Source organism: Frondihabitans peucedani (genome assembly GCF_039537585.1).
Lineage (GTDB): Bacteria > Actinomycetota > Actinomycetes > Actinomycetales > Microbacteriaceae > Frondihabitans > Frondihabitans peucedani.
Genome location: NZ_BAABAU010000001.1, coordinates 81280 through 93836, shown reverse-complemented (window position 1 = coordinate 93836; position 12557 = coordinate 81280). Strand labels below are relative to the sequence as shown.

The window sequence follows — 12557 nt, the reverse complement described above, 5'->3', positions numbered from 1 at the left end:
CTGAATCCTGCCCAGCCGGGTAGCACTTTCACTCAAGGATCAGGCCTCTTTCTTACGGCTGCGGAGAATTGCTGAAGTAGTCCTTTGTCCACTCCACGTCGCCTGGGACTCTGTGATTCACCATGTAGCCCTCCGGGCGAAGTCCTGAACCGTAATGGGCATCAATCGCGACATGTACTCGGCCACCGGGTTCCGCGAGAATCTTCATCCAGTCCTGCTCGAGGGCCCGAAAACCCCCGCGATTCACGCCGCGAAGCTGCGCGGTGAGGTTGATCCCCTCGCCGGGGCCCCCGAAAACAGTACCGAAGAAGTGCCCGCCGTCGTCCGTCGACAGGCGGTACTCCCCTCCCGCGATACGCTGCTGCCCGCCGTGCCGAACTCGGTCGGCGGCATCGACGATGGTGTCGAGGTGACCCTCCGCGTGGACGACGCGAGCGTGCTCGTCGGTCTGGAAGAGGTAGCGACCGCCGTCGATGCTGTAGGTCGTCTCGGGCTGGACGGCCGAGTGGTACAGGTCGGAGTTCCAAGCACTCTTCGTCCCGGAGTCGAGTTCGACCACCTTCGTGTGGGTGCGTTCCGCGAGACGATGGGCAGCCTCGACGTAGTCGGGGTTGTGAGCGGGCGGCTCGTGGGAACCGGTATCGTGCCCTGGCTCGGCCGGCGCCGTCGGCGTGTCATCGGGCGGTTCGTGAGCGGGAGCAGGCTCCGACGGCTCTTGCGCGGGGGGAGGCTCCAACGCCGGACCCTCAGCAGGACCGTGCGCCCCACCCTCGTGAGTCCCGCCCGACTCGCCCCGCCCGAAACCGGAGGCGGCGTCGCCAGCCGACTCTCCCGGGTGCATCGCATGCTCCCCCGCACTCGACGCGCCACCGTGACCGAGGTCAGCGTGGGAGACGCCGCTGTTCAGCCCGCCGGCCTCGCCGGGACGACCGAGCTCGGCGGACGGCCCTCGAGTGACGTCGCCAGGAGACACAGCGTGGTCGCCGACGGCGCCGTGCTCGCCGACGACAGCGTGCTCGGAGGCGGCGCCGACGGAGACGAACTCGCGCTCGGGCACCGCCGCGTGGTCGGCCGCGGACGTTCCTGCGCTCTCGGCGTGAGCCGCCTGCGGGACGATGTCGGCCGGCGCCTCCGTGTTCGTGAAGACGCCATCGATGAGGTCGTGCCCGGTCAGCGGAGCGTCGTGGGCGAGGACGCCGGGCAGGTCGGCACCCGACGAGACACCGCGGACGGCGCCGGCAGCATCGGCGGCGCCGGCAGCGTCGGCGGCACTAGTCGTGTCGAGCTTGGCCAGAGCCGCGTCGAGGCCGGCCGACTCGTGGGCGACGGACGCGTCGAGCGATCCGAGGTGCAGATCACCGAGGCCGTGCGCCGCGTCGGTGAGAGTGACCTTGTCGGCGACGGACGCGAGCTCGGCGGCATCCAGCCCGTGAGCGAGGTCTCCTGTGTACGCCCCGGCGTGACCGGCGGCGTCGAGCAGGTCGCCGACCTTGGTCACGCTCCCCGCAGCCTCGGCCGCGTGCGCCCCCGCTGACGCCTCGCCTGCGCCGGGCACGAAGAACGACGCGATGTTGAACGCACTCGATCCTGCGGCCCCGCCTGGATCGTCGACCCAGGCCTGGGCGATGTTGAAGCCGTCCCACGACTCGGCGTCCCACCACTGGTCGGGCAGCTTCAACCCGACGAGGCCGCCGACCGTGTCGAGGAGTGCGGTCTGATCGTCGTGGGCCCAGTCGGTGAGGCCCTGCTGAACGTCTTTGCCGAGAAATCCGCCGAGAGGCGTCTGGCCGAGAGTGAGGAGGGCACTGTCGACACCCGGCACGAGGGAGACACCGAGGTGGGCCATGCCGAGCCAGGCACCCGCGTAGCCCTTGCCGGCGCGGCTCCACGCGTCTGAAGCGAGGTCGGAGCGCCCCGTGATCCATCCTGCGATGAGCTCGGACTCCCACGGGACACCGGTGCCGTCCCAGCCGGTGAGGAGAGAGCTGACTCCCTTGACCATGCCGAAGGCGCCTTCGAAGACACCGCCGACGAAGTGCGCGGGGAAGCCCATCGCCTTCTCGCCGCACGACTCCTTGCGACTCGAGGTGGAGCCCCACGGCGTCTGGATGTCTTTGTCGCCGGCCCCGGGCATCATCGCCTCGGCCTGCGCCATGATCTGATCGGGCGTCGCCTGACCGGATGACGCGGCGACGCTGTGTCCGGCGGCGGCCAGGATCGCGTTGGCGCACGTTCGCTGCGCCTCGAGCCACTTCTCGGCGAGGTCGGCTCCGCGCCGGATCAGAGAGTTGTTGGTATCGACGAGGCCCTGGTCTTGATCCCAGGAGTCGATGTGCGTTTTGGGAGGGTCGATGAAGCCCATCGGGCCCGCGCTGACCTTCACCCAGATGTCGTCGGTCGTGACATCGTGCGGCTTGAAATCGCCGACCTTCTTGACGAAAGCGGCAGCCTCGGCCTTCAGAGCCACAAGATCGGCCTGGATGGGCCGCACCGTGTCGGCATAGGCGGCGAGCGCCCGCGAGACCGCGGCCAAGCCGTCGCCGACATCGGTCGAGGCGGTGCCGACGGGAGTCATCACGTCGTACAGGTGCTCGGACCCGTCGGACTGATAGGACGTCGGCAGCGCCTGCCAGGCCCGGAGCGTCGCTGCTCCGCCGTCGCCGATGGAGGTGGCGAAGCCCGAGAGGGCTCTGGCGTGCGTGGCGACAGCATCGGCGTCGAGACCGTCGCCCGGCAGTCTTGACGGGTCGATCAGACTCACCGCGCACCCCCGAAGACCCTGAAGTCGCCCGACACGGCGGACGCCTGCGCGTTGCGCTCGGCCGTCGCCGCCATCTGCTCGTCGCCCGCGACGATGGCCATCGTCGCCGCAGCAGCGCCGTCGCAGGCGGCCGGAACCCTGTCGCCGATCAGCTTCACCGACTTCTCGATCGACGAGAAGAACTCGCCGAGGGCTCCTACGATCATCTGCGACTGCGCGGCGGTCGCAGCGCCCTCGACCTCTCCATCGACCTTCGCGAGGGCGTCGAAGATCGGTGCACTCTCGGTCTGGACGTTGGCCAAGACCGTCTTGACCCCTGCGGGATCGACTCTCCAGGTCATGCGCTCAGCTCCGTGTCGGCCTCACTCACCCAGGTCAGCCGATGTTGTCGACCGCGGTCTTCGCCTTCTGCAGGGTCGCCTGCGCGGTGTCGTCGTTGCTGGCGAGCGACGTGCGGAGCGTCTGGATGATCTGCTTCACCTCGGCGGCGGCGTTCTTCCAGCGGAGCTCCTTCGCCTGGTACTCGTCGGAGACGCCGTCGGCCTGGTAGTCGCTCATCGCGGCACGGACATCCGCGTCGCGCTGGTCGATGAGCGCCTCGAGCTGGGAGGCGACGCGGTTGAAGTTGTCTTGCGCGGTCTGCGAAGCGGCGACGTCGTAGTCGCGGCGGTCTGCCTGGTTGCCTGACATGTTCTCTCTCCCCCGTGCGTTACTTCGACCCGCCGAAGCGAGCCGCGTCGAAGTTGACCGAGCCGGCCGCCTGCGACTGCTCGTCGGCCATCTGCTGGTCGCCCTGGCCGAACGACGTGTTCATGCCGCCGATGCCCTGGAGCACGGCCGCGAGCGACGCGTTCAGCTCGTTCGCGACCTGGTCGGACTGCGACTTGAAGCGGTCGAAAGCGGCGCGCCCCTGGCCGTTGAACTTGCCCTGGAGCGGCTCGGCGGCCGCCAGCAGCGACTTCACCTGCGCTCCCAGGTCTTGGTTGGCGCTTCCGGTCTTCTTGCCGAGCACGCCCAGCGTGTCGGCACCCATTGCGAACTTCACAGCGGTCCTCCCCTTCGTCTGCGACTCCGAGACCCCGAGCCTTCGATGCACCGGCTGCGCCCCTTCTCGAGGTGCCGCCGCCCTCCCTTGTACTCCTCAGGAGACCGACCCGGTCTACCCCCGGAACGGGGGCCACGGACCATCCTGCGCGATGTCCGCGAGCGCTCGCAACCCGACCTCCTTTTTGTCCCCCGGCCGGCTGTCAGCACTTTGTCCCCGCCTGTGGACAACGAAAAAGCGGCCCTGAGAGACCGCTACTATCGGGGGCTCAGAGACGATCGACCGGGGGGAGGCATCATGAGCGGCGCATTGCTCGGCTCCCTCAGCTGCGCTCGCTGCGCGCAGGTCCTGCCGTCCGACGACCAGTTCTGCACCACGTGCGGCGCGCGCCAGCTCCCTTCTGCCAGCGGTGGCGCCCTGTCGCAGACCGGCGGCCTCCTGGCGGGGGTCGTGCAGGCGGCCGCGCCGAGACGACGCCTGGCCGTCCTCATCGATGCCGCTCTCGCCGTCCTGGTGGCGGTCGGTGCGGCCTCGGCCCTCGTCGAGACCGGGTCGCGCGCGGCCGTGGTGCTGGCCGCGGTCGTCGGGGCCCTCGCGGCAGTGGCCGTGCAACTCGTGATCCTGCGCTCCTCGGGCCGGACGCTCGGCCTGCGCCTCCTCGCTCTCCGACACGTCGACAACCTCACCGCCCTCCCTCCGACCATTCCGGCAGCGGTCGTCGGTGCTCTGGCGCGGTGGCGCCCCCGCTCGTCGCTGAGCGCCGACCTGCGACGCGGCCGAGACCCGCTCACCCCCGCTCACGCCCCGATCTCTCTCGCCGAGCAGCATCTGGCGACCGGCGGGTCTCCGAGCACGGCCGAGAGGCCCCGGCGGGGCGACGCGCAGGATCCCGCGGGTCAGCCGGTCGAGACCGGCGCGGCTCCCCGAAGGCGTCGCCACGGCGCTCGGGCCTCCGCCGTCGGCGAGACCTCCGGCCCCTCCTTCCTCTCCGCCCGCCTCGTGTTCGACTCCGGTGACGAGGTCGTCCTCGACAGGCCGCTCCTCGTGGGCCGGAATCCCGAGACGGATGCGGCGGGCACGGCAGTGCACGCGCTGCCCGACCTGTCGCGGAGCCTCTCCCGGACGCACGCGCTCTTCGACTGGCGTGACGGCCTGCTCTGGGTGACCGACCTGAACACGACCAACGGCAGCGCGATCGTCGACGCCGACGGCGGGGTGCGGCCGCTCGTCCCGGGCCTCCGGACGGCCGCCTCGATCGGGTGGCGCGTCGAGCTCGGCGAGCGCTCCCTCGAGATCCTGCCGGGGGCGCAGGCGTGACCGCCTCGCTGCACGACGAACCGCACCCGAGGAACGGACGGACTCCATGAACAACGACGCGATCCTCCTCGAGTCGGTCAAGACCCACCGGGCGCGCCTCCGAGGCGCGTTCCTGATCGGCGAGCTCGCCGAGCGGCGCGACGTCAACGACAACGTGCGGCGGCTCGTCGGCAGCATGGTCCTCGCCGCGGTGATCTGCGCGGGCTGTGTCGGCACCTCCTTCGTCATCAACGCGATCAACTCGCAGGCGAGCCAGAGCAGCACGGGCACGGACACGGGCACCGGCAGCAGCACAGGCACCGGCAGCAGCACGGGCAACGGGGGCTCCGCCCGATGACCGACTTCACGCGGCTGACCATCGTCGGCACCCTCCGCCGAGCCACCATCGTGGTCCCGAGCGACGAGTCCGTCGGCGCCCTGATCCCCCGCCTCATGGAGCTCCTCGGCGAGCAGGTGGCTTCGGTCGCCCGCCCGCTGACCCTGGTGCGACTCACCGGCGAGCAGCTCGACCCGACGCTGTCGGCGGCGGAGCAGACCGTGGCCGACGGCGAGATCCTGCGTCTGCTCCGTCTCGACGAGGCTCCGCCGCCGCCCGAGGTCAGCGACGTGACCGACGCCGTCAGCGAGTCGCTCGCCTCGAGGGCGGGGCTGTGGTCGGCGGAGCACCGCACGATGCTCGGGGCGGGCGGAGCGGGGGCGCTGATCCTGGTGGCCTCGCTCCAGGCCCTCCAGGTCCCGGGTCTCGCCGTGATCCCGGTCGCGCTGTGGGCCGTGTCGTCGCTCGCCGGCATGGGGCTCGGCCTCGCCCGCCGCCGCTCCGTGGCCCGCGTGCTGCTGGGCGTCGCGCTCGGGACGACGCTGCCCGTCGCGCTCTGGCTGCTCTGGCCGGTGCTCGGCGCCCTCCTGGCTTCGCCCTCCTCCGGTGCCTCCGTGACTGGTGACACCTTCGTCACCACGAAGGAGCAGCTCATCGAGTGGACCTGGCCCGTGGCGGTCGCGACGACCCTGCTCCTCGCGTGGATCTCGCTCCTGCTCGTGGCGGGCCTCGGGCGCCGCGATCGTCCGGCGATCCTCGGAGCGGGCGTCGGCGTGGCCGGGTCGATCCTGTCGCTGGCGCTCGTGTCGGGGTTCATCGCGGCCGGTCGGCCCGTCGCCGAGGCCGCGGCCATCGTCGCGGTCGTGGCCGTCGTCGGTGTGGGGCTGGTGCCCTGGTACGCCATGAGCGCGTCGGGTCTCACCGGCCTGGACGACCAGGTGATGACCGGGCGACTCGCCGACCGCGAGGGCGTGCTGACGACCGTGGGCGGTGCCTACCGCACGCTGACCTGGACCACCTTCGCCGTCGCGGGCGCCCTGTCGGCCGCGCTCTTCGGCGTCGCCCTCACAGGCGATCCGTGGATCCTCGGTCTGGGGGCGGTCGTGGCTGTCATCGGAGCGCTCCGTACGCGGGCGTTCCCGCTCGCGGCGCAGGCCTGGCCACTCTGGCTCGGGGTGCTGCTCCCCCTTCTCTACGGAGTCGTCTCGCGGTTCGCCGGCGAGCCCGCACTGGCAGCGGCCTCCCTCGCCGGCGTCGCGGTCGTCGTGGTCGCTCTCGTCGTCGCGGAGCCCGCCGCCCATCAACGCGCGTCGTTCCGGCGGTTCGGAAACATCCTCGAGACCGTCTCGGTGATCGCCCTGATCCCCCTCCTCCTGGGCAGCTTCGGCGTGTTCGGCGAGCTCCTCGGGTCGTTCAGCTCGTGAGCCGGATCCTGACCGCCCTGGCGACCGCGCCGACCGCCGTCTTCTCGTCGACGGCGGCCCGGGTCCGCGAGCTCGAGGGCGCCGACCGCGTCATCCGCGCACCGCTCTCCCTGAGCCACCGGATCGCCTTCGCTCAGCTGACCGGAGGGACCGGCGCCTCCACGGTGTCCGCCGCTGTCGCGAGCCTCCTGGCCCACCGGCGGCCGGGCCCGGTCCTCGGGGTCAACGCCTCCGGTGGCACCCGCACGCTCCTCTGGCAGGTCGGAGCGACGGCCGACGACCCCCTGCACACCCCCGTCACGACCCCGGATGCGCGCCGGCTCCGCCCCACGAGCTTCGCCGACGCCTCCGCCTCCCTGCACCGGGCCGCCAGCGGCCTGTACACGCTCGACGTGCGTGCACCGGGCTCGGGCATCGCCGCGACCGAGTCCGACTGGGCGACACCGGTGGCCCCCATCACGCGGTTTTTCGACGCCGTCTGCACCGACTGGGGCGTCCGGCGGCCCGAGCTCGACCTCGGCGGTGTCGCCGCCGGAAGCCACGCCGTGTGTCTCGTGGCTCGGGGCGACCGCTCCTCGCTCGAAGAGGCTGTCGCCGTCGCCGACGCCCTGCGGGCCCTCGAGAACCGCCCGCACGTCGTCGTCGCGGCCGTCGATCTCGGCGACACCGCCGGACGAGCGCCGGAGGCGGTGCGCTGGGGGGCCGGCTCCGTGATCATCCGCGTTCCCTTCGATCCTGCGCGGTCGTCGGCGGCGCCGGTTTCGAGCGACCGGCTCTCGTCACGGTCGCGCCTCGCTCTCACGCGGCTCGCCGCCGAGCTGATGCCCAGGGTCCGGTCTGCCGCGCAGTCCGCCCCGGCCGCCGCCGGGCGGACCCTCGATCCGACACCGGTGGCAGCAGCCGTCGTCTCCCGCTCCCGAGCGCGCCGGGGGGTCGACGCATGACCCGGCGCCTCGTCCACCGTCCCACGCGCGTCAGCCGGCCGCTCCGCGCGGATGACGAGGAGCAGCTCGCCCCGCCGCCCGCTCTCACCGAGGGGCCGGTCGGCGGGATCCCGATCCAGACGCTCCTGCCCGTCGTCGGGTCGCTGTCGTCCATCGTGATGATCGTCGTGCTCCGCAACGCCAACCCCGTCTTCATGGTGGTGGGCGCGCTCGTGCTCGTCGTGGCCCTCGTCGGCGGGCTCGGCATGACGCTGTCGCAGCGCGGCAACGCCGCTCGCACGCGCCGCACCCAGCGGGAGCGCTACCTCGACTTCCTCGAGAAGACGCGGGGGCGCATGCGGCAGCGGGCCCGCGAGGTGCGGGCGAAGGCCTCGACGCTCAACCCCGAGCCGGCGGCGCTGCCCGAGCTGGTCCGTGACCCGGCGCGGCTCTGGGAACGGCGGCGCGGCGACGACGACTTCCTCGACGTCCGGCTCGGCGTCGGCGACGTCCGCTGGTTCGACCTGGCCCTCCCCCGCGACGAGAACCCGGTCCAGCCCTTCGACCCGATCATGCAGGGCGAGGCTCAGACCGTCGTCGACCACTACTCGACGGTCGCCGGCATGCCCGTCACCGTCGATCTCGACCGCGCCGGTCACGTGGCCCTCATCGGAGACCGCGACGACGTCCTCGCGGCTGCGCGATCGCTCGTCATGCAGCTCGCGGCGCTCCACTCCCCCGACGACCTCCACCTCGCGGCCGCGTTCCCGGAGGCGTCCGCCGACGACTGGCAGGGCTTCGACCTCCTCCCGCACGTGGTCGACGACGACCTGCTCGACGGCCCGGTCCCCGCGCGGCGCGTCGCCGCCGACACGACGGCGCTCCTCCGGGTCGTCGGGGGCGAGCTGGCCGACCGCGCGCAGTTCGCGGCGACGGCGAAGAGGAGCGCAGGATCGAGCGACCAGGCCGAGCAGTCGCGCCTCGTCGTCTTCGTCGACGACTACGGCCACGTGGCGAGCGCCCTCCCGGTCCCCGACGCCGACCTCGACCTGACCGACCTGCGGGTCACAGCGGTGCACCTCCTGAGCGACCGCCTGCACGAGCCGTCGAACGTCACTGTCCGCGTGACGGCCGCCGGCGGAGTCGCGACCGTCACCGACGCGCGGGTCGAGAAGAAAGGCGAGGTCGTCGAGGACACTCTGCGGCTCGACCGCGTCCCGACCCCGCTCTTCGAGACGCTCGCCCGCTCCCTCGCTCCCCTCCGCCTGAGCCTCACCGCTCAAGACGAGGCGGAGTCGGTCGAGGGGATCAGCGTGACCGACCTGCTCGGCATCAGCGACGTCACGGCCGTGTCTCCCGAGACGACGTGGGTCGCGAGGTCGCCGCGCGACTTCCTGCGGGTGCCCATCGGCCTCGACGACTTCGGCGCCCCGATCCTGCTCGACCTGAAGGAGTCGGCCCAGCTCGGCATGGGCCCGCACGGCATCTGCATAGGTGCGACCGGGTCGGGCAAGAGCGAGATGCTCCGCACCCTGGTGCTCGGGCTCGGACTCTCGCACTCGCCCGAAGACCTCAGCATGGTCCTCGTCGACTACAAGGGCGGCGCCGCGTTCGCCGCGTTCGCCGGGCTTCCCCACGTCGCCGGCATCATCGACAACCTCCAGGACGACGCGGGGCTCACCGAGCGCGCCCGCGCCTCGATCGCGGGCGAGGTCGTCCGCCGCCAGAAGGTGCTCCGCGACGCCGACAGCTCGCCGTCGATCACCCACTACCGGGAGCTCCGCCTCACCCGGCCCGAGCTGCCGCCGCTCCCCCACCTCCTCCTCGTCATCGACGAGTTCGGCGAGCTGCTCACCGCCGAGCCGGAGTTCATCGAGCTCTTGATGACCATCGGCCGCATCGGCCGCTCCATCGGCATCCACCTCCTCCTCTCGAGCCAGCGCATCGAGGCGGGCAAGCTCCGCGGCCTCGACACCTACCTCTCCTACCGGATCGGCCTCCGCACCTTCTCCGAGGCCGAGTCGTCGACGATCCTCGACCGCCCCGACGCCTTCCACCTCCCCGCGATCCCCGGCTACGGCTACCTCAAGGTCGACACCTCGATCTACAAGCGCTTCCGCGCGGGCTACGTCTCCGCGCCGGTCGACCAGGTCGCCATCCGAACGCAGGATCCCGGGGAGCGCCCCGAACCGCTGATCCTCCCCGTCTTCAACTCCCTCGCCTCCCGCGACGCCGACGGAGGACAGGGCGAGGAGGAGCTCGAGCGGCCGGCGGTCGGACGCGCCCTCGTCGACGAGGCCGTCGACCGGCTCCGCTCCGCCCAGCGCGCCGTGAATCCGGTCTGGCTCCCGCCGCTGCCGCCGCGCCTCGCGCTGTCCCGGGTGGTCTCCGACCGCCGCGAGCTCGACGACGCCCTCCGCGTCCCGCTCGGGCTCCTCGACGACCCCGTGCAGCAGGACCAGGGCCCGTGGCGGCTCGACCTCACCCGGAGCGGCGGACACGCCGCGATCATCGGGGCGCCGCAGTCGGGCCGGTCGACCTTCCTCCGGACGCTCGCGGCAGCCACCGCCCTCACCACGACGCCGAGGCAGGTGTCGGTCTACGGGCTCGACCTGTCGGGCGGCGGGCTGAACCGGATCGAGGCGTTCCCGCACGTCGGAGGGGTGGCGACCCGGGCCGATCCTGCGCGCGTCCAGCGCCTGCTCGAAGAGCTGCAGCTGATGCTCGCGACCCGGGAGCGCGTCTTCCGCGAACGCGGGATCGACTCGTTGGCGATGCTGCGGGCGCGCCACGCGGCCGGCGACCTCTCCGAGCTGCCGTCGGCCGACGTCATCCTGCTCGTCGACGGGTACGGCGCGATCCGCGACGAGTTCGAGCGCTTCGACACACCGCTGTCAGAGCTCCTGGCTCGAGGCTCGTCGTTCGGGATCCATGTGATCCTCGCGCTCACCCGCTGGAACGAGGTGCGCATGAACCTCCAGCCGCTCATCGGGACGCGCCTGGAGCTCCGACTGAACGACCCGAGCGACTCGGTCATCGAACGGAAGCTCGCGCAGACCATCCGGGCGGAGCAGAGAGGGCGCCTCGTCACCGAAGACCGCCTGTTCGCGCAGATCGCCCTCCCGATCATGGACGACGTCGACGACGACGGGGTCGCCGAAGCGCTCTCCGACCTCGCCGCGAGGGCGGCCGAGAGCTGGAACGGCCCGGGCGCCGCTCCCATCCGCCTGCTGCCGTCCGACTACTCCGCCGACGAGCTCCCCGACCCGTTCGAGGAGCCCGACCGGATCCCGATCGGACTGCGTCAGGACACGATGCAGCCCGCCCTCGTCGACCTCGCGCACGTCGACCAGCACCTGTCGGTCTTCGGCGACGGCGGCTCCGGCAAGACGACCCTCCTCCGCGGCCTCGTCGAGGGGCTCGTCGACCGGTTCTCGCCCGAGGAGCTCGTCATCGCGGTCATGGACGCCCGCGGCACCCTCCGCGACGTCTGCCCCGACGACTACCTCGGCGGATACGCGTCCTCGGCGATCGAGGCCCGGCAGCTGTCGGCGGCCATCGCCGAGGAGCTGTCGAAACGCCAGGCGGCAGCCGACCGGACCGCCGGGCCCCGCATCATCGTCGTCGCCGACGACCTCGACATCCTCGCCTCCGGCGGCACCGAGCCGCTCCTGCCGCTGATGCCGTACCTCCCGTCGGCGCGAGACCTCCGCCTCCACGTGGTGCTCGCGCGCCCGGTCGCCGGCCTGCAGCGAGCCCTCTACGACCCTGCCCTTCAGGCGCTCCGCGACACCGGCGGAAGCACGTTCCTGATGTCGGGCGAGCGCGCGGAGGGGCAGATCCTGCCGCAGCTGTACGCGGAGCCGATGCTGCCGGGGCGGGGCCGCTTCGTGCGGCGCGGCGAGCGGCCGTTCATCGCGCAGGTGGCGCACTTCGCGGGGCGGGAGGCCCTCGCCGGCGCTGCGGCTGCTGTCGGTGTCGCCGCTGGCGGTGCGGCTCCTGAGGGTGTTGCCGCTGGCGCTGCTACTGCCGCTGCTCCTGCCGGCTCCGCGGCGCCCACGGTCGGGGGCACCCCGTGAGCGACTTCCCGTCGAGGCGCGAGATCCGGGGCGTCCGGATCGTCCTCGCCGGAACCGCGGGCGGCACCGGCACCACGACCATCGCCGCTCTCGTCTTCGAGTCCCTCCGCCACTCGCTGGAGGGCGCGCCCGTCCTCTACGACCACTCTGGCGGCGACCTCGGCGTCCGCCTCACGAACGGCGACGACGTGGCCGACCTCGACGACTCGCTCGCTCTCCACGACCTCGGCCCGCACGCGTTCACCGGCGGCATTGACTCTCTGGAGGCCCCTCACGACCTCGTGGTCGCGGTGACCCCGGCGACCCCGTCCGGGCTGACGTCGGCGGCCGACCTGCTGACCGCGGCCGCCGCGCGCTTCGGCGCGGCAGGGACGTCGCGCCTCCTCGTCGTCGCCAACGGAGCCCAAGGCCCCGCAGGATCGACTCGGGCCGCGTCCCGCAGTGTCGCCGAGCTCCGCGACCGGTTCGGCCAGGGCAGCGTCGTCGTCTTCCCGCGCGACGAGGCGCTCGCCATCGGCGGCCGCATCCCGCTGACCCGCCTCGCGCTCGCCACCCGCCGCGGCCAGGCGGCGCTGGCTCAACGAACCGGGGAGCTCCTGGCGATGCACCGGCGGGCGCGCTGATCCTGCCGGGGCGCTGAGGGCCTCTGGCCGCCGTGGGGCGTCTAGCGGTCGTCGAGCGACGGGATCGCC

At 72.2% G+C, this 12557-nt stretch carries 10 protein-coding genes; 6 read left to right on the top strand and 4 right to left on the bottom strand.

Going from position 1 to position 12557, the window contains the following annotated elements; all coding sequences use genetic code 11:
* Nucleotides 1–52: 52 nt before the first annotated feature.
* From ABD733_RS00390 to ABD733_RS00375, 4 genes are read right to left on the bottom strand one after another with little or no spacing between them, the layout of a single operon-like run.
* The gene (locus tag ABD733_RS00390) at nucleotides 53–2761 is read right to left on the bottom strand and encodes a DNA/RNA non-specific endonuclease (protein ID WP_344793064.1); all 2709 of its coding nucleotides are present in this window, start codon (nucleotides 2759–2761) and stop codon (nucleotides 53–55) included.
* Complete coding sequence (locus tag ABD733_RS00385) at nucleotides 2758–3102, bottom strand: DUF6507 family protein (RefSeq protein WP_344793063.1); 345 nt, start codon at nucleotides 3100–3102, stop codon at nucleotides 2758–2760. The genes ABD733_RS00390 and ABD733_RS00385 overlap by 4 nt, the downstream gene beginning before the upstream one ends.
* Nucleotides 3103–3136: 34 nt before the next feature.
* The gene (locus ABD733_RS00380; protein ID WP_344793062.1) at nucleotides 3137–3451 is read right to left on the bottom strand and encodes a pore-forming ESAT-6 family protein; all 315 of its coding nucleotides are present in this window, start codon (nucleotides 3449–3451) and stop codon (nucleotides 3137–3139) included.
* Between the two features lie 19 nt (nucleotides 3452–3470).
* Nucleotides 3471–3806 carry a WXG100 family type VII secretion target gene (locus ABD733_RS00375; RefSeq protein ID WP_344793061.1) on the bottom strand — a complete coding sequence of 112 codons (336 nt, stop codon included), beginning with the start codon at nucleotides 3804–3806 and terminating at the stop codon, nucleotides 3471–3473.
* A gap of 297 nt (nucleotides 3807–4103) precedes the next feature.
* Here ABD733_RS00375 and ABD733_RS00370 point away from each other — a divergent pair, with 297 nt between their 5' ends.
* The 6 genes from ABD733_RS00370 to ABD733_RS00345 are packed head-to-tail and all read left to right on the top strand — an operon-like array spanning nucleotide 4104 to nucleotide 12488.
* Nucleotides 4104–5123: an RDD family protein gene (locus ABD733_RS00370; RefSeq protein ID WP_344793060.1), complete on the top strand. Its 1020-nt coding sequence runs from the start codon at nucleotides 4104–4106 to the stop codon at nucleotides 5121–5123.
* A gap of 46 nt (nucleotides 5124–5169) precedes the next feature.
* Nucleotides 5170–5460 (top strand): hypothetical protein, encoded by a 291-nt coding sequence (locus tag ABD733_RS00365; RefSeq protein ID WP_344793059.1) that lies wholly within the window; start codon nucleotides 5170–5172, stop codon nucleotides 5458–5460.
* A complete protein-coding gene (locus ABD733_RS00360) occupies nucleotides 5457–6863 on the top strand; it encodes an EsaB/YukD family protein (RefSeq protein WP_344793058.1) in 1407 nt (468 codons plus the stop codon). Before ABD733_RS00365 ends, ABD733_RS00360 begins: the two co-directional genes overlap by 4 nt.
* Complete coding sequence (locus ABD733_RS00355; RefSeq protein ID WP_344793057.1) at nucleotides 6860–7807, top strand: P-loop NTPase family protein; 948 nt, start codon at nucleotides 6860–6862, stop codon at nucleotides 7805–7807. Before ABD733_RS00360 ends, ABD733_RS00355 begins: the two co-directional genes overlap by 4 nt.
* A complete protein-coding gene (gene eccCa / locus ABD733_RS00350; RefSeq protein ID WP_344793056.1) occupies nucleotides 7804–11865 on the top strand; it encodes a type VII secretion protein EccCa in 4062 nt (1353 codons plus the stop codon). Before ABD733_RS00355 ends, eccCa begins: the two co-directional genes overlap by 4 nt.
* A complete protein-coding gene (locus tag ABD733_RS00345; protein ID WP_344793055.1) occupies nucleotides 11862–12488 on the top strand; it encodes a hypothetical protein in 627 nt (208 codons plus the stop codon). The genes eccCa and ABD733_RS00345 overlap by 4 nt, the downstream gene beginning before the upstream one ends.
* Nucleotides 12489–12557 lie beyond the last annotated feature (69 nt).